Raw genomic sequence first — 18,007 nt, 5'->3', positions numbered from 1 at the left:
CCGATTGGCCGGTTGTCGAACGACGGGTGCGGGGTGAGGCTGTAGTTGGAACAAATCAACTACTGACCGAAAGAGGCGAGCTCCTTCAGATGCCGCCGGGGTCGGCATCGACGCCTCAGTAAAGGGGGGTACCAAATGTCTAAGCCGTCATTGGCCAAATTGGCCGTCGCAATTTGCGGATTGACATTGACCGCTGGAGTGGGAGTCGCATCCGCCGACCCCGACATCACCCCGGCCGTCAACAGCAGATGCAGTTACCAGCAGGTGGTTGCGGCGCTGAATGCGGAATTCCCGGGACCCGCGGCGCAATTCAACGGTTCCCCGGAGGCGCAGGCCTGGTTGCACGATCTCGTCGCCGCGCCGCGGCCCAAACGCCGGCAGATGCTGCAGGACATGGGGAACAACCCCGACGCCGCACCGTTCCACGGCATCGTCGTGCCGCTCGCCAATTCCTGCCCTAACTACTAACCATCCGTTGCGGGCTCGACGTTCTGGTTGAGGGCGAAGCGGTTATCCGGATCGAGCCGAGCCTTCAGCTTGGCAAGCCGGCGGTACGTGGCTTCACCGTAGCTGGCCCGAATGCGCAGCGCCCCTTCATCGCCCACGAAGTTGAGGTACACACCGGCCGGGCCGAGGGGGCGCAGCGTTTCGTACGCTTCATCGGTCCACGACCTGCACCGTTCGATGTCGGCGCGCTCGGTCCACGTGGTGATCAGGTGCACGATGTAGGGATAGTTGCGGGTCGAAAAGGCGGTCGCCTGCGGCGGAACGCGGCTCGGAACACCGCCGAGCCGGATCAGGTGCACATGGGTCTGCGGCGTGGGGCGGGTTCGCCCGAGCGCCGCGATCCGCCGAATCGCGTCGTCGGATAGCTCCGTGAGAAAAATCGACTTCCAGTAGTTCAGCCGCCCGAACGGGGCGGTGTGGTCGAGGGCCTGCTGCCAAGTGGGGTAGGCGATGTCGCGTTGCAGCGCCAGCACCGGTTCGGTTCTCAAACCGGCGACCCGCGCCAGCGCGCCGACGGCCGCCCGGCCGATCTCGTCGGGCCGTGTCGAGCAGCTCAGCATCGTGACCAGCCGGCGTCCCGAACCCTCATCGGTGCCGAAGTCGACGAGGGACGCGAGGTGGTCGTCGGCACTGTTCATCTGGGCGCGAAAGTGTTTCAGCACGGCCTCGGCGTCAGCGTCGTCGTAGGCCCGCATACCCCCGATGACCTGATCGACCGGGTGCAGGTCGAGCACGAAGTGTGCGACCACGCCGAAGTTGCCGCCGCCGCCCCGCAGCCCCCACAAGATCTCCGGGTTCTGTGCCGCACTGACATACAGCAACTCCCCGTCGGCCGGCACGAGCTCCGCTGCGGTCAAGTTGTCACAGGCCAGGCCGTATGCGCGGGACAACCAGCCGACCCCACCGCCGAGCGTGAACCCGCCCACGCCCGTCGTTGACACCACCCCGCCGGGGCAGGCCAGGCCGTGGCGGGCGGTGGCCCGGTCGATGTCGCGCCAGGTCGCGCCGGGCTGCACGACCGCGATCCGGTGCTCGGCGTCGACGACGACGCCGCGCATCAGGGCGAGGTCGATGAGGATGCCGCCATCGGTCGAGGAGTGTCCCGCGACGCTGTGCCCGCCGCACCGCACCGCGATCTCGGCTCCGGAGCCGACGGCGTACCGGACGGCGGCGACGATGTCCGCGCGGGAGCGGCAGCGCAGCGCGACGGCGGGCCGCTTGTCGATCAGGGCGTTGAAAAGCTGTCGCGCCGAGTCGTACTCGTCGCTGCCGGGGTGGACTATGTGGCCGGTGAAGCCGGGGATCGCGTCGACCGCGCGTGTCATCGCCGTATGCGCGGCCGCGTATCCGCGGCTTGTTCGGGCAGATAGTGGTTTTCCAGGTACCAGTCGTAGGCACTCTGGGCGGCCGCCCGAAACGGCGTATAGGGGACGCCCAACTCGGTGCGGGCCTTGCTGCCGTCGGCATAAATGTAAGCAGACGACAACCGCATCTGTTTTCCGCCGATGGGCAGACGAGGGCCCACCACGAAGCGGGCCGCGCCCACGGCCGCCGCCGCCACCGGTATGGTCCACCGCGGAAGAACGTGCCCCGGCCCGGGCTGGCCGGCTATGTCGCGGACGGTTGCGAAAGCCTCAGGGAAGCTGAGGTTTTCGCCGGCGAGGATGTAGTGCTCGCCGGCGTGTCCCCGCTCGGCAGCCGCGATGTGGCCCGCCACCACGTCACCGACCGCAACGAAGTTGGTGCCACCGGGTGTGGCGACCCGCAGCCCTCCGCGCGCGGCCTGGACGAACATCGCGCTCTCCGTGCGGTTGAGGTCGCCCGGCCCGATGACGACGGACGGATTGACCGCCACGGCCGCAAGGCCCGCGGCGGCCGCGAGGCGTAGCTCGGATTCGGCGAGGTGCTTGCTGTAGCCGTATGGGAATTGGCGCGGACGCAGGTTGAAGCTGTCGGACTCGGTGAGCAGGTGCCCCGGTTCCGGCACGCCGAGCGCGGCGAGGGAGCTGGTGAGGACAAACCGTTGCACACCCGCCCGCAGGGCGGCGGCCAGCATGTTGCGGGTGCCACCAATGTTGGTGCGGTAGAGGCGATTTTGCCCGCGGTAGCGCCAGTAGTCGGAGATCGCCGCCGTGTGGAACACCCAGTCGCAGCCGGCCATCGCGGCGGCGAGGGCGTCGACCTCGTCCAGCACGTCACCGACGCACGTCTCGCAGTCCACGCCGGCCAATGCCGCCAGCGAGGAGGTCGAACGCCGCAGCACGCGGACGGCGATCCCCCGTTCGACCAAGGCGGCCACCAGGTTCGACCCCACGAACCCGGTTCCTCCTGTGACGAATGCGCGCATGGGATCAGAACCGGTAAGTGGTGCAGCCGATCTCGACACCCGAGCCGGCGGTGATTATCAACGCGATGTCGCCCGGTCGTGCCAGCCCCTGCGTGCGGGCCTGCTCCAGCCCGAACGGCACGGAGGAGGTGAACGGGTCGCTGTCGGCGGCGAGGTCGACGAACCTCGATCTCGGGATCCCGAGCTGGGCAGCCAGTTCGTCGAGCGCCTCCTTGGACAGATACGGCGGGAGCACCGCCGCGATGTCGCCGGGGTTGAGTCCCTCGAGGGCCAGAAGTTCCTTGGCGGCGTCGGGAATACAACTCAGGTAGATCGCGGCGAGGTTGGGATCCCGCTCCACCTGCAGGCCGGCGCGCCCGTCCCGCTGCTGGGTGTAGGTGGCCAAGGCCCCGCTGTACTCCGGGTGATGCTGAAACACGAAGCGGCCGAAGCCTTCCGGGCCGTCGCTCCTGCGCAACAGCACCGCCGAGCCCGTCTGGCTGATGCCACGTTGCGGATAGCCGCTGTCGGGGCTGTTGTTCTCGATCTCCGAGGCCACCACCATCGCGTGCTCCGCCTTGCCCGCCCCGATCATCCCCGCGGCGACCTGGCAGGCGTTGAGGAAGCCGACCGCGCCGTTGAGGACGTCTAAGGCAAAGGTCTTGGGCCCGTCCGGGGAGTCCACGTCCCCGTTGATGTCGAGTTCGCCGGCGACGAGCGCGGCGACCGCCGGTTCGCTGAGGAAGTCGTCGCGGTAGATGCCGGAATTGATGATCAGCCCCAGCGCGGTCCGATCGATGCCGCTGCGGTCGAGGCACGCCTCCGCGGCCTGCACCGCGAGCCGGATCGAGCTGGGGGAAGCCGGTTGGTCGGCCGGGGCGAGACCGATGCCCTCGATGCGCACGCGTGGCATCGCCGGTACCGCTCTGTGGTTGCCGTCGGTCGGCATGGCTTGTGTGTGCCGGCCGGCGGCGCCCCGGCGCATGCGGTCGGGCAGGTCGTCGAAGGTATACAGCGCCGCGCCGACGGTCTGCCCGGAGCCGGTGATCGAAAAGACCACATTGTCACCGGAATTGATCCGATTGCTCAGGATGTAGTCGTACAGCGCGACCATGTGGGTCGTGGTGGCGGTGTTTCCCCGCTCCGCGATGTTGTAGACGGTGTTGCCACGGTGGGCGGCGCCGTCCCCGAACAGCTGGTTGATGGCGACGACCGCGTCGTTGAGCGACGCCTCGGACGTCTGGTGCATCACCAGGTGGTCGGTGGTCTCCGGCCGCCAGCCGTGTCGTTGCATCACCGCGGCGACGTAGGGCACCGCGTGCTTGACCGCGATCGCGGTCTGCGTGACGGAGTCGGTGAACATGATGGCACCGCCATGCGGGCCGTCCGCCATCTTCGCGATGCACAGCTTGCTGTAGCGGCTGAGGGTGGCCATGTCGATGTCGTGGAAGCCGACCTGGTTGTTCGGCCCGCGCTCGAGGACCACCGCCGCGCCGGCGTCGCCGAGGGTCAGGCACGCGATGCGCGGATCCATCGGCCCCTCGATCTCCTGTTGGGCGGTCTCGCACAGGTGGCTGATGTATTCGCCGCTGACCACCAGGGCGCTGCGGATCAGTCCGGTCTGCAGGAAGGCGTCGGCGATGCTGATGCCGGTGAACATTCCGGCGCACGCGTTGCTGATGTCGAAGGCCAGCGCGTTGACCAGGCCGCATTGGTCGCGCAGCCGCGTTGCGGTGCTGGGCTCGAAGGTGAACCGGTGCCCGAGCCCGTCGCGCCGGGAGATGTTGCAGGCGATGACCAGGTCGATCTCCTCGGGCCGATAGCTGGACCGGGACAGGCAATCGTCGGCGGCCTTTCTGGCGAGGTCGATCGAGAACTCGTCCTCGCCGACCACCCGCCGGTTCTTGATGCCGGTCAGGCGTTCCAGCGGTATCCGAATCTCGTTGGCGCACTCGGCCATAACCGTCTTTGTCGACACGGTTCGCGAGGGAAGGTATACGCCGATGCTTTCGATGACCGTGTTCCGCTTTTCTTCGGGCGCGGCCTGCACCGGTTGCTCCGGGGCCGGCGCCGTGACGACCGCCTCGGCGGGGGCTTCGGGCTGAGGAGTTCCCTCGCCGGCGAGCGGACCGTATTCGGCGGCGAGCTCGGCGATCGTGCCGTAGACGAACATCGACTCGGGCCGCAGCGGCAGGCCCGCCGCGTTCGCCCGCACCGCCACCTCCAGGCTCTGGGTGGACGCACCACCGAGGGCGAAGAAGTCGTCGTTGACGCCGATGCGTTCGAGATCCAATACGTCGCACCAGATTTCGGCCAGCAGCTGTTCGGTGGGCGTGCGCGGAGCGACGAACGCCGGCTCCTGCGGCCCGGATGCCCTGTCGGCCGCCATCAACGACTTGCGGTCCACCTTTCCGCTCGACGTCAGCGGCAGCGCGTCCGTCACCTCGAAGACCGCGGGCATCATGGCGGCCGGCAGCAGGTCGAGCAGGAACCGGCGCAACTCCGCTGTCGACGGAGCGGCGCCGCCGGCCGGCACGACATGCGCGACGAGGATGGGGTTTCCGCGGCTGTCGGTTCTGATCACCACCGCGTTCTCGGCCACCGCGGGGTGTTGGCCCAGCGCGGCCTCGATCTCGCCCGGCTCGATCCGGAAGCCGTGGATCTTGACCTGGAAGTCGATGCGGCCCAGGTAGTCGATGTTGCCGTCGGGCAGATACCTGGTCAGGTCGCCCGTGCGGTAGAGCCGCTGGCCGGGGTGCGCGGTATCGCCGCCGAACGGGTCGGCCACGAAGATGGCGGCCGTCAGATCCGGCCGGTTGAGGTAGCCGCGGCCGAGCCCCACGCCGCCGATGTACAGCTCGCCGGGCACACCGATCGGCACCGGTTGCAGGTGCGCGTCCAGGATGTAGGCGCGGATGTTGGCGATCGGTCGCCCGATCGGCACCAGCGTGCCGGATTCGCCTCGCTCGCAGTGGAATGCGGTGACGTCGATCGCCGCCTCGGTGGGCCCGTAGAGGTTGTAGAGCTCGGCGTTCAGCGTGGCCATGAAGTGGTCGCGCAGGTCATAGGGCAGCGCTTCGCCGCTGCAGATCACCCGGCGCAGTGCGGTGCACGCGGCCACCCCGGGCTCGGCGAGGAAGCGGCGCAACATCGAGGGCACGAAATGCATTGTGGTGACGCGCTGTTCGACGATGGTCCGAACCAGGTACGCGGCATCCTTGTGGCCCTCGGGTTTGGCGATGACCACCCTGGCCCCGACGATCAGGGGCCAGAACAGCTCCCAGACGGACGGGTCGAAGCTCACCGGTGTCTTGTGCAGCACCCGGTCGTCGGCGGTCAGCCGGTAGGCGTCCTGCATCCACAGCAGCCGGTTACGGATACCGGCGTGGGTGTTGAGCGTTCCCTTCGGCTTACCCGTCGAACCCGAGGTGTGGATGACGTAGGCGAGGTTGGCCGGCGTCGTCTCGCACGCCGGGGCGGTGTCCTCGCCCGACGGCGCCGACGGTTCGTCCAGGCAGAGCCGGTGACCGGTGAAGCCCGGCGGCAGGTGCACCAGGTTGGCGCGGTGGGTGACACAAACCGGTGCGTCCGGTACGTCGTCCAGCATCGCGGCCATGCGCCCGGCGGGCTGCGCGGAGTCCAGCGGCATGAAGGCGCCCCCGGCCTTGAGGACGCCGAGCACGGCCACAACCAGGTCCTCGGAGCGGTCCAGCAGGACGGGCACTACCGTCTCGGGTCCCACGCCGAGCTCGCGCAGCCGGTGGGCCAGGCCGTTGGCGCGGCGGTCGAGTTCCGCATAGGTCAATTCGCGGTCGTCATACGTCACCGCGACGGCGTCCGGGGTCCGCGCGACCGTCGCGGCGACCATCTCGTGCAGGCAGGCCGGAGCCTCGGAATACGGGTAGTCGACCTCGGTTTGGTTCCAGGCGGCCTGCTGGCGGAGCTCCGCTTCGGTGAGCAGCGGCAGCTGGGAGACCGGCCGGTCCGGGTCGGCGACGATGCCGCCGAGGAGGGTGGCGAAGTGGCCGGCCAGCCGCTCGATGGTGGCGGCGTCGAAAAGGTCGGTGTTGTACTGCAGTACGCCGGAGAGCTTTCCGTCGTGTTCGCCGACCTCCATCATCAGGTCGAACGGCGCGCCGCCCTGCCCGACATGAAGTGTCTCGAGCGGAAGCCCGCCGTGTTCCGGAACGGGGTCGTCGGTGAAGCGGCGCGTCTGCTCCCAGGCGAACGAGACTCCGAACAGTGGCGTGCGGCTCGGGTCGCGCGGCGGCCGAAGCCGCTCGACGAGCAGCGCGAAGGGGTAGTCCTGGTGTTCGAGGGCGCCCTGCACGGTGTCCTTGACGCGGCCGAGCAGGGTCATGAACGTCGGGTCGTCGTGCAGGTCCGCGCGCAGGGCCACCGGATTGGTGAGGTAGCCGACCAGCCCCTCCAGCGCGACCCGGTCGCGGCAGGCGAAAGGCGAGCCGATCACCAGGTGGCCCTGGCCGCTGTAGCGGTGCAGCAACGTGGCATAGGCCGCCAGCAGCGTCATGTAGGGCGTCGCGCCGACCTTGCGGCCCAGTTGGATGATTCCCGTCGTCACGGTGGGGTCGACGGTGAACCGGTGCACGGTGCCCGCGTAGGTCTGGACGGCGGGTCGCGGCCGGTCGGTGGGCAATTGGAGGACCGGCAGTTCGCCGGCCAACTGATCCCGCCAGTAGGCCCAGAGGTCCTCGCCCTCGGGACCCGCGAGCATCTGGGCCTGCTGCTCGGCGTAGTCGACGAAGCTTTCCGCGGGTGGCGGAGGCGCGGCGGCGCCGTGCTCGGCGGCGTACAGCAGGCGCAGTTCGTCGAGGATGATGTCGATGGACCAGAAGTCGACCGCGATGTGGTGCAAGCCCAACAGCAACACATGTTCCTCGGGTGTGCGCTCGAGCAGCGTCAGCCGCAGCACTGGGCCGGTGTAGAGGTCGAAGGGGGTGTCGGTCTCGCGGCGAATCCACTCGTCGACCTCGGGCTCACCCGGGCCGAGGCGGCCCCTGGCGATGCGCACCGGCCATTGCGGATGAACGAGTTGGACCGGCTGCCCTTCGCGCTCGGCGTAGGTGGTCCGTAGCGCGGGATGCCGGTCGACGAGCGCCTGCGCCGCGCGTTCCAGCGCCGGGACGTCGAGTTCGCCGCGGATCCTCCCGGCATACGTGACGTTGTAGGCGGCGCTTGCCGGTGCGAGCTTGTGAATGAACCACATCGATCGCTGGCCGTACGACTGTGGATGCACCGAGGCCGACTGTTCGGCTTTCTCCATCAGCAGCTGGGCGAGCAGCGCGCGCTTCTTCTCCGGGGACAGACCGGATATGTCGACCGGCTTGTCAGTCATCGCCGCCGTCCTTCACCGCGAGTTCGGCGCCCCGTTCGTCCAACACCTTTTGGAGCAGTTCGTCCACGGCGGCGTCGGAGAGCTCCGGCACCCGGGTCAGCAGGTCGATGCCGCCCGACGGCGCGCCGTCGGCGTGCTGGTGGACCGTTGGCTCCGGGGTGGCCTGCCGCGGCACCGCCTCGTGCGTGGTGGGTGCGCCGGTCGCTTGCTCCGGCAGATGTTCGCGCAGCCATTCGGCGAGGCTGGCCACGCTGGGCCCCTCCAGCAGCCGGGTGACCGGCACGACGAGGCCCAGGTCGCGTTCGACCTGCATGCGCAGCTCCAGCGTGATGAGCGAGTCGACGCCGAGGGTGTTCAGCGGTGTCTGTTTGTCCAGGTTCGCCGGTGTCAGACCGAGTTTGCCGGCGGCGAGCTCGGACAGGTACGTCTCCAGCAGCCGTTGGCGCTCCTCCGGCGTCGCGCCCTGCAGCGCTTCGAGCAGACCGGCCCCCGGCCCGGGCGCGGGCTCCGCCTGCGGCTTGTCGGGCGAGGGCGCGATTCCGAGTTCCGCGAGCAGCGGCGGCTGCAAGTCGGGTTGCCAGACCGCCCAGTCGATGTCGAGAACCACGGCCTGCGTGGCCGACCGCTCCAGCAACGACGACAACGCCCGGAGGCTGTCGGCCGCGGACATGGCCTCGACGCCGTACTGGGCGAAGTAGTCCTGCAGCTCGGACCGGGTGAAGAAACCGAGCCCGGCCCATGGCCCCCAGTTCACGCTCAACGCCGGCCGGCCTTCGGCACGCCGGTGCCACGCCAGCGCGTCCAGGAAGGCGTTCGCCGCCGCGTAGTTGGCCGCCCCGGGCGGACCCAGCAGGGACGAGGCCGACGAGAACAGCACGAACAGGTCCAGGTCGGCGTCCTTGGTCAGCGCGTGCAGGTTCCAGGCGCCCTGAACCTTGGGCGCCATGACCTCGCGCAGCTTCGCCTCGTCGAGGCACAGCAGAATGGCGTCGTCGGCGATCCCCGCCGCGTGCACCACCCCACGCAGCGGCGGCATCGACTCGGCGATCGATTCCAGCATGGCCGCGACGTCGTCGGCCTTGGCGACGTCGCCCTTTGCGATGGTCACCTCGGTGCCCGCCGCGCGCAGGGCGTCGAGCGTCTCCTGCGCCTCCGTCGAGGCGCCGCCACGTCCCATCAGGACCAGGTGCCGGGCGCCGTGCTCGGCCATCCACTTGGCCACCACGAGTCCCAGCGCACCGAGCCCGCCGGTGACCAGATAGGTGGCGTCTTCCTTGAAGGACGCGGTCTCGGACGGTTCCGGCTCGTCGTAGCGGGTCAGTCGTTCGACATAGCGGTGGCCGCCCCGCAGCGCCACGTCGCCGTCGTGCTCATCGGCCCACACCTCCCGGAACAGGGAGTCCACTTCTTCCGGGCCGCCGTCGGTGGACAGGTCGACACAGGTGCAGCCGAGTTCCGGATGCTCGTGGTCGATCGTGCGGGCCATGCCCCACACCGGGGCCTGCGCGATCGACACGGCTTCGGTCGCCGAGGCCGCATCGGTCACCTGCGCCCCCCGCGTCACCAGCCACAGCCGCGGCGTCGCCGACCAACCGGCCCGCGCCAGCGCCTGCACCAGATGCACGACGCTCAACGGGCCCAAAGTGGTTGCCGCATCCAGGGATTCGAGCGACGTGTCGGCCGGCGGTGCGGCCAGCAGGTCCCACATGTGCACCACCCCGCGGCACGGCGGCCGGTCGTCGGTGAAGGCGTCTTGGAGCAGCTGTGTGAAGTGTTCGGGCTGCGCGGGGTCGAGGAGGTAACTGTCCGGGGTGAGACGCTCGAAGCCTCCGCCGGCCGGTGCCGGCTGGACCAGGACGCACCGCTGAGAATGCGATTCGAGGTGTTTTCGGAGGGTGTCCGCGGCGGCCGCGCCGTCGCTCAAGATGAGCCAGCTGCCGGCTTCGTCCGGCCGGCTCGACCCGTCCCGGTCCGCCGGACTGGAGGCGGGTTGCCAGCGCAGCTTATACATTCGGTCGCGCAAGCCCGCGCCCTCGGTCGCACCGGCGGCCTGCGGTAGCGGGCCGGTGCCGTTCGGGGTGATAGCCCCGACGTCCAACCAGGAGTGGACCCGCTGCCACGGGTAGGTCGGCGCGGTCACGTAGTGGCTGCCCGGGGGGTACACCGCCTCCCAGGTGACCGGCTGACCGAGGGTGTAGAGGGTGCCGAGCGACGACAGTGCGGTCCCCCGCCCCCCGTCGTCACGCCGCATCGACGGCAGCGCGGCGCAACTGACCCCGAGGTCCTGGGCGTCCTCCCGGATCGAGTTCAGCAGGACCGGGTGCGGGCTGATCTCGACGACCGCGTCGTGGCCGCCCTCCAGCAGCCGACGCAGCGCCTGCGAGAAATGCACGGGCGAGCGAAGGTTCTCCGCCCAATAGTCCGGGTCGGCCAGGCGGTCGGTGAGCAGGTCGCCGGTCACCGTCGAGTAGATGGGAATCGCCGGTGCGGTCGGCCGCAGTCCGACGAGCCCGCCGCGCACAGCGGGAACCAACGGGTCCATCTGCGGGCTGTGGGCGGCCACGTCGACGTCGACCCATCGGCAGAACCGGTCGCGCTGCTGCAGCACCTCCATCAGCTTGGCCAAAACCTTTTGATCCCCGGACAACACCGTCGATCGGTAGCTGTTGCTGGCGGCGACCGAGACCTTGCTTTCCTGGCCGGCGATGAGCTCCTGGGCTTCGGCGGGGCTGAGTTCCGCGGCCATCATGGTTCCGCGGCCGCGCACGGTTCGGAGCATCAGTGAGCGGAACCGGATCACCCGTGCGGCGTCTTCGAGGCTCAGCGCACCGGCGACGTGCGCCGCGGCAACCTCACCCATGCTGTGCCCGACCACCGCGGTCGGCTCAACCCCCCAGGAGCGCCATAGGGCGGCCAGCGCGACCTGCATGGCGAAGATCGCCGGCTGGATCAGGCTGATGTCGGTGATTTCCTCGTCCTTGGCCATCAGCTGAACGATGGAATGTCCCAGGTGGGGCTTGAGCGCGCGGTCGCACGCCGCCAAGGCGTCGCGGAACACGGGCTCCTCGGCCTGCAGTCGCCGCCCCATGCCGTGCCACTGGGAGCCCTGGCCGGGGAAGGCGAAGACCACCCTGGGTCGCTGGCCGGGACGGCACTGCCCGACGGCGAACCCCTGCCGTGACTGCCCGTGCCGGTAGGCGTCGAGGGTCTCCGACATCGCGGCCGGCGTGTCGGCGACGACGGACAACCGATGGTCGTAGTGGCCGCGACGCACGCCGGCCGTATAGCAGAGGTCGGCGAGCGCCACCCCGGACGCCAGCGCCGACTCGTACCGATCGGCCAGCGCGACCAGGGCCTCGGGGGACCGCGCGGATATCGGCAACAACTCGGCTCGATCCGGCGCCGTGCCGCGCTCGGCCGTGGCGGCCCGGGCCTGCGGGGCCTCGGTGAGCACGGCGTGCGCGTTGGTGCCGCCCATGCCGAACGAGCTGACGCTCGCAACCGCGCGACCACCGTTTTTCGGCCACGGGGTCAGCGTTGTCGCCACCCGCACCGGCAGGCTGTCGAAGGGAATCTCCGGGTTGGGTTCGGCGAAGTTCAGGCTCGGCGGAATCTCCTTGTGCTGCAACGCCAATGCGACCTTGATCAGCCCGGCCACCCCGGCCGCCGCCTCCAGGTGCCCGATGTTGGTCTTGACCGAGCCGACCAGGCATTGGCTGCCCGGCGGACGGCCCTCCGCCAGCACCGTGCCCAGCGCGTTCGCCTCCATCGCGTCGCCCAGGAACGTTCCGGTGCCGTGCGCCTCGACGTATTGGGCGGTGCCCGGGGAAATACCGGCGCGGCGGTAGGCCGCGGCCACCACGGCTTCCTGCGCTCGCCGGTTGGGCGCGATCAGCCCGTTGGTCCGGCCGTCTTGATTGATCGCGGTGCCGCGGATCACCGCGTAGATCGGGTCGTTGTCGGCCAGCGCCCGGCTGAGCGGCTTCAGGACGACCATCCCGGCGCCTTCACCGCGCACGTACCCGTCCGCGCCGGCATCGAACGTCTTGCAGCGGCCGTCGGGCGCCATCACCTTGGACTTGCTGAAGTTGATCATCAGCGCAGGCGACAGGATGACGTTCACTCCTCCGGCGAGCGCGACCGAGCACTCGCCGTCGCGCAGGCTGCGGCACGCCAGGTGGACCGCGACCAACGACGACGAGCAGGCGGTGTCGATCGCCATGCTCGGCCCGTGGAAGTCGTAGAAGTAGGACAGCCGGTTGGCGGCGATGCTCAACGCGTTTCCGGTGCCCGTGTAGGCGTCGACAAGCTGCATCTGGTTGCCGCGCAGGTTCGCGTAGTCGGTGGTCGCGATGCCGACGAACACACCGGTGTCGCTGCCGGCCAGCCGCTCCGGCACCTGCCCGGCGTCTTCCAATGCCTCCCAAGCCACCTCGAGGATCAGCCGCTGCTGCGGATCCATCTGCGCCGATTCCCGGGGCGAGATGCCGAAGAACTGGAAGTCGAACTCGTCGACCTCGGGCAGGAATCCGGCGCGTCGGGTGACCGAGGTGCCCGGGACGGACGGATCCGGGTTGTAGAAGGCATCCGCGTCCCAGCGGTCCGGCGGGACCTCGCTGATCGCGTCCACGCCTTCCGACAGCTCGCGCCAGAAGGCCGCCGGCCCGTCGGCGCCCGGAAAACGGCACCCGATGCCGATGATGGCGATGGGCTCGTCCGCTGCGGGCGGGCCGCTCTCACCGACGGTTGCGGCGGTGCGGTCGACCGCGGTGCCCTTGCCGCCCAGATGGCGGGAGAGCAGGTCGATCGAAGGGTGTTCGTAGGCGATGGTGGGCGAAAGTTCGCATCCGAGCCAGGTTTCCAGAGCGCCGGTCAGCCGGACGGCACGGACCGAATCGAGCCCGTAGTAGGCGAACGGCATGGACGGGTCGATATCCGTTTGGGGAATGCCGAGTTCACTGGCGAGCTGGGCGATCAACCATTCCCGGATCTCCTTCACGGTGCGCCCGGCCGAATTCGGCGCGGCGGTCGCCGGGTGGATGTCGGGCCGCGGTGCGCGCCATTCGGCGACCGGCTCGAACTGGCCGTCGAGGAACTGCTGCCGGCAGGCGGACCGCTGGATCTTGCCGCTGGACGTGGTGGGAATCCGCAACGGGTCCACCAGAACAACGGTGTCCGCCTGGATCTCATGCTGTTCGGTGATCGCGGTCCGGATGGTGTCGACGATCTGGCTCAGTTCGGCGTCGCCGAGCCGATAGCCGCTCACCTCCTGCACGACGACGAGCCGTTCGGGGGCATCCGCTCCGGCCGCGACCGAGAAGACCGCACCCCGGCCGCGCATCAGCGCAGGGTGGCAGGCCTGCACGGTGAGCTCGATGTCTTCGGGATAGTGATTGGTGCCGCGAATGATGATCAGATCCTTGACGCGACCTGTCACGAACAACTCTCCGGAGCGGAGGAACCCGAGGTCCCCGGTGCGAAGGAACGGGCCCCGGCCGCTGTCCGAAAGATGCGCGCGCAGTGCCTCTTCCGTCTCTTCCGGCTTCCCCCAGTAACCCTGCGCCACGCCCGGTCCGGCCACCCAGATCTCACCGACCTCGTCGGGCCCGCACGGCCGCCGGGTCTCGGGGTTGACGATGATGACCTCCTGGCCACCCTGGGGCCGGCCGCAGCCGACCAACGTCAACGCGCTCGGCTCTTCCGTCGCGATCTCGACGACCCGCCGCTCGCCCAGCGCCGCGCGGTCTATGTGCAGAACCACCGGGACCGGGGAGTCCGACCCACCGGACACCAGCAGCGTCGCCTCCGCCAGCCCGTAGACCGGTTCGAACGCCTCCGGCCGAAAGCCCGCCGGGGCGAACGCCTCGGCGAAGCCCTGCATGGTCGACGGACGCACCGGCTCGGCGCCGCACATGGCCGTCGCCCAGTTGGACAGATCGAGCGCGGCACGCTCCTCAGGGGTACTGAGTTCGATGCACAGGTCGTAGGCGAAGTTCGGGGCGGCGGTGATCATGGCGCGGTGCCGGGATATCGCCTCGAGCCACCGCATCGGACGCTTGATGAACGCGTTCGGCGGCATGAGGATCGAGTTACCGCCGACATAAATGGTCTCCAGGACGCCGCCGATGAGACCCATGTCGTGGTAGGGCGGCAGCCAGAACACACCGCATGCGTCCCGGTCGAATCCCGACTTCCACGACTGGCGGATGGTCTCCAGGTTGTGAACGAGGTTGCCGTGAGACAGCACAACACCTTTCGGTGCGGCCGTGGAACCCGAGGTGTACTGGATCATCGCGATTGTGCCGCCGTCGATGTCGGGCGGAACCCACTGCGCCTCGTCGCCCCCCGTGTCGGTGACGAACCAGCGCAACGGCCGCCCCTTGACCAGACCGTCCACCGTCGCCTTGATTCGCGCTTGCATCTCTGAGTTCGACAGAGCGAAGCGCGGTTTGGCATCCGCGACGATGGAGGCGACGCGTGGGACCAGGTGCTCGCGCGCCGGCGGGTGCACCGGAACGGCGATCGCCCCCGCGTAGAGGCACCCGAACAAGCCGGCGATGAAATCCAGGCCCGGCGGGCAGAGGACCAGGACGCGCTCGCCCGCGGCGCCCTGGCGCTGCAGGTTGGCCGCGATCCGCTTTGCCCTGCTGTCCAGTTCGCGATAGGTCAGCTTGGTGACGTCGGTTTCCTCGCCGTCGCGAGAGTAGGTGAACGCAACCTTGTCCCCATAGCGTTCGGCCCGGTGCCGCAGTTGTCCGACCAGCGTCGGCGCCATGAGCGACGACACGTCATCCGGTGTTTCTGCGTGCTCGGCGTGGGGCCTGTCGGCGGTGCTCATCTCGTTCCCTCTGTCGGCCCCGGAGCGGCGACTTGTTCGCCGAACCGTGACATGTGCGTCACCCCATCGAGGAGTGAGTGGTTGTGGTTGGTATTTCCGTGTCCCGCGGTGCTTTTAGGTCGCGTCAGGATGCCTTCGGTGTAGCTCTCGAGCAGTACGCGGAATTGCTCGACGGTGTAGCCGGTGACGACCGCGTCGGTGCGTGCCCGTACCGTCGCCGAACGGGCCATCCGGAACAACGGCCCGAGCTCCCCGACGTACTCGCCGGGGGTGGCGACCTTGACCAGTTCCTTTGTCCCGTCGCCCGATTCGCGCACGACTTCCAGTTCGCCCTCGGCGACGACGTAGATGAGGTCACCCATGCTGCCCTGCTCGAACAACACCGAACCGCTTGCCAGGCGCAGCATTTCGGGCTCGGATTCGGTCGTGGGCCCATCCGGCATCAGCCTGACCACGCGGTCGGCGAACGGCAGGATCCGGGTGTCATGGGTGGCGACCACGACGATGCGCTCACCGCTGGCCAACTCCCTGAGCAGCCGCAGCACCCCTTCCGCGCGGGCATAGTCGAGGTGGGCCGTGGGTTCGTCGGCCAAGATCAGCGGGGGGTCCAACGCGATCGCGCGGGCCACCGCCACCCGTTCGCGCTCGCCGCCGCTGAGGTCAGCGGGCCGGTGCGTCATGCGGTCCTGCAGCCCGGCGCGGGCCAGCAATTCCTTGGCGCGTTTGCGCGCCGCCCGCCGTGACCAGCCCGCCGCCCAGAGTGGCACCGCAACGTTCTCCACCGCGGAAAGGCTTGCCACCAGGTTGAACGACTGGAAGACGATGCCCACGGTGCGGCGCCGGTAGGTGGTCAGCCTGCGGCGGTCCAGCGTGGTGACGTCGGTGTCGCCGACCTGGACGCGCCCGCTGGTCGGGCTGAGGATACCGCCAATGCACGACAGCAAGGTGGTCTTCCCGCATCCGCTGGGGCCCAACAGGATTACCAGTGATCCCGCCGCGACCTCCAGGTTCAGCCCGTCGATGACGCGGTTCGGCTCGCCGCCGTTGGAGTATTCGACGACGAGATCCTTGATGCGCAAGTCGCCCATGACTATCCGGCCCCGAACGCCATTACCGGGTCGATCGCGACCGCGCGCCGCAATCCCGCCAGGCTCGCCAGCAGGCCGACCCCCACCGCGGTCCCCACCAGCGACAGGAAGGCCGAGGGGGTCACCACCACGAGCATCGGAAACAGCGGGCCGAGCAGCACGGCCAGCAGTCCGCCCAGCATCGCCGCGACCACCGCTACGAGCACCGCCTGGAGCATGAGCCCGGCGAGCACCGACTGGGTGGCGACACCGAGGGCCTTGAACACCGCGAAGTCCCGGGTGCGTTCCAGCGCGGACAGGTAGATCAGCGATCCCACGATCGACGCGGCCACCGCCCACAGCAGGATCACCAGGTACGACATCGCCAGCCGGGCCATGTGCAGCGGGCGGATCATGTCATCGATCGCGGCGCCGCGATCCACGACGCGATAGCCGGCGGGCACCTGTGCGGGCACGCCGCGCAAGCCGATTGCCGAGATCACGTGCTGGGCGGAAAACATCAACCGCTGCGCCGTCGCGACGGTCACAAACGCATTGGGCTGGCCCGCGAGCGTGGTGGACTTGTTGACCAGCCCGACGATCCGCAGCACCTGCGATCCCACCTCGACGTTGTCGCCGATGGATCGCTTCAGCGTGGTCGACATGGCGACCTCGTCGGGGCTCGACGGTGCCCGCCCCGCCGCTATCGGTGGCATCTCCTGCTCGGGCAGGCCGTAGACGTTCAGGTTTTCCGGTAGGCGCCGGTCTTGCAGGATCGTGTTGCCGTAGACCACCGGGATCGCCGATTGGACGCCGGGAAGCTGGGCGACGTCTTCGGCTTCCGCCTGCGGGAACCTCGATGAACCGATGAAGGGTCCGACCGCGCCCGCCTTGATGAGGTAGTGGTCGATGCCGATCGAGTCGACCAGGCGCTCGGCCTCCACCCGGGTACCGATCATCAGCCCGGTGATGATGAGCGTCATCGCGAATACCATCCCGGTGCCGACGGCCGCGATGATGAACCGCCGCCGCCGCCATTGCACGTCGCGAATGGCGGTAATCAACATCGGCGTCCGCAGCCGCTCTTGCAAGCCATCAATAGCCCACACGGCTTGACCTCCGATCTACTTTTCCCAGCAAGCTTCGCCCGGGAGCCGGCGCACCGCGTAGAGCCGAAGGGCCTTGATCGGACGGACCTACGCCCCGCTTTTCCGGCAGGCCGGATTCGCCTTCGCCGCGCCGTTCCCGCAGGTCAGACGGTGCTTAGGCACCAATTCGGCACGGCGCGCGATCGGGGGAAATGCGGCTATAAGCGCAATGACCTAATACGGTGCGTGCAATTAGCCGCGCGCCTAATAAGGCACGGTGGGGACGCACAGATATCCACGACCTCATTGGCCGTCGGGAACCAGCCACTTCTCGAACGCGATCGGGACGAACGGCCCCCAGGACGGCAGCGGGTCGGCGGGCACCCGGGTGTACCCGGTCGCGTCGTACAGCGCCTCGGCCTCGGGTTGCCGGTTGCCGGTGATCAGGTAGAGCCTGCGGTACCCGCGCGCGGCCGTCTCCGCCTCCAGCGCCGCCAACAGCACCCGCGCGTACCCGCGGCGCCGATGGGCGCGGTCGGTCCAGATCCGCTTCAGCTCGGCGGTTTCGGCGTCATAGCGCCGGAATGCCCCGCCGGTGACGGGCACGCCGTCCAGCACGCCGATCAGCAATCCGCCGTCTGGCGGGGCCAACTCGGCCTCGGGCACGGGCAACCAGGACAGGTGAGTGCTGGGCGTGCCGCCGTAGCGCTGCGCGTACTCGTCGGCCAGCTCGGCCAGCAGTGGCCGCGCCAGCGGTTCGTCGTGGGTCGCCGACACGAACCGCAGCTGGTGACTCGCGGCCGGCGGGCTTGATTGGTACGCCAC

At 69.1% G+C, this 18,007-nt stretch carries 8 protein-coding genes; 1 reads left to right on the top strand and 7 read right to left on the bottom strand.

The genetic code is table 11. The features are described from left to right. Nucleotides 1-135 precede the first annotated feature (135 nt). On the top strand, nucleotides 136-468 hold the full coding sequence (locus A5697_RS23410; protein WP_068012193.1) for a hemophore-related protein: 333 nt from the start codon (nucleotides 136-138) through the stop codon (nucleotides 466-468). Here A5697_RS23410 and A5697_RS23405 read toward each other — a convergent pair. The 7 genes from A5697_RS23405 to A5697_RS23375 all read right to left on the bottom strand — a co-directional run bounded on the left by A5697_RS23405 (nucleotide 465) and on the right by A5697_RS23375 (nucleotide 18,007). Then, nucleotides 465-1,832, bottom strand: coding sequence for an FAD-binding oxidoreductase (locus A5697_RS23405; RefSeq protein ID WP_067943890.1), 1,368 nt, complete (start codon nucleotides 1,830-1,832; stop codon nucleotides 465-467). The two genes, A5697_RS23410 and A5697_RS23405, sit on opposite strands and share 4 nt — an antisense overlap. Continuing rightward, nucleotides 1,829-2,854: an NAD-dependent epimerase/dehydratase family protein gene (locus tag A5697_RS23400; protein ID WP_067943892.1), complete on the bottom strand. Its 1,026-nt coding sequence runs from the start codon at nucleotides 2,852-2,854 to the stop codon at nucleotides 1,829-1,831. Before A5697_RS23400 ends, A5697_RS23405 begins: the two co-directional genes overlap by 4 nt. 4 nt (nucleotides 2,855-2,858) lie before the next feature. Further along, on the bottom strand, nucleotides 2,859-8,189 hold the full coding sequence (locus tag A5697_RS23395) for a non-ribosomal peptide synthetase (RefSeq protein ID WP_068012192.1): 5,331 nt from the start codon (nucleotides 8,187-8,189) through the stop codon (nucleotides 2,859-2,861). After that, nucleotides 8,182-15,027, bottom strand: coding sequence for a type I polyketide synthase (locus A5697_RS23390; protein WP_068012191.1), 6,846 nt, complete (start codon nucleotides 15,025-15,027; stop codon nucleotides 8,182-8,184). Before A5697_RS23390 ends, A5697_RS23395 begins: the two co-directional genes overlap by 8 nt. Then, nucleotides 15,024-16,115, bottom strand: coding sequence for an ATP-binding cassette domain-containing protein (locus tag A5697_RS23385; RefSeq protein ID WP_082953555.1), 1,092 nt, complete (start codon nucleotides 16,113-16,115; stop codon nucleotides 15,024-15,026). Before A5697_RS23385 ends, A5697_RS23390 begins: the two co-directional genes overlap by 4 nt. Nucleotides 16,116-16,117: 2 nt before the next feature. Further along, a complete protein-coding gene (locus tag A5697_RS23380; protein ID WP_067943898.1) occupies nucleotides 16,118-17,161 on the bottom strand; it encodes an FtsX-like permease family protein in 1,044 nt (347 codons plus the stop codon). A 324-nt stretch (nucleotides 17,162-17,485) separates the two neighbouring features. Further along, nucleotides 17,486-18,007 carry a GNAT family N-acetyltransferase gene (locus A5697_RS23375; RefSeq protein WP_067943900.1) on the bottom strand — a complete coding sequence of 174 codons (522 nt, stop codon included), beginning with the start codon at nucleotides 18,005-18,007 and terminating at the stop codon, nucleotides 17,486-17,488.

The sequence above is a fragment of the Mycobacterium sp. E3251 genome (assembly GCF_001666835.1).
Taxonomy (GTDB): Bacteria; Actinomycetota; Actinomycetes; order Mycobacteriales; family Mycobacteriaceae; genus Mycobacterium.
The sequence above is the reverse complement of the archived record's forward strand: the minus strand, read 5'-3'. Positions and strand labels throughout refer to the sequence as shown.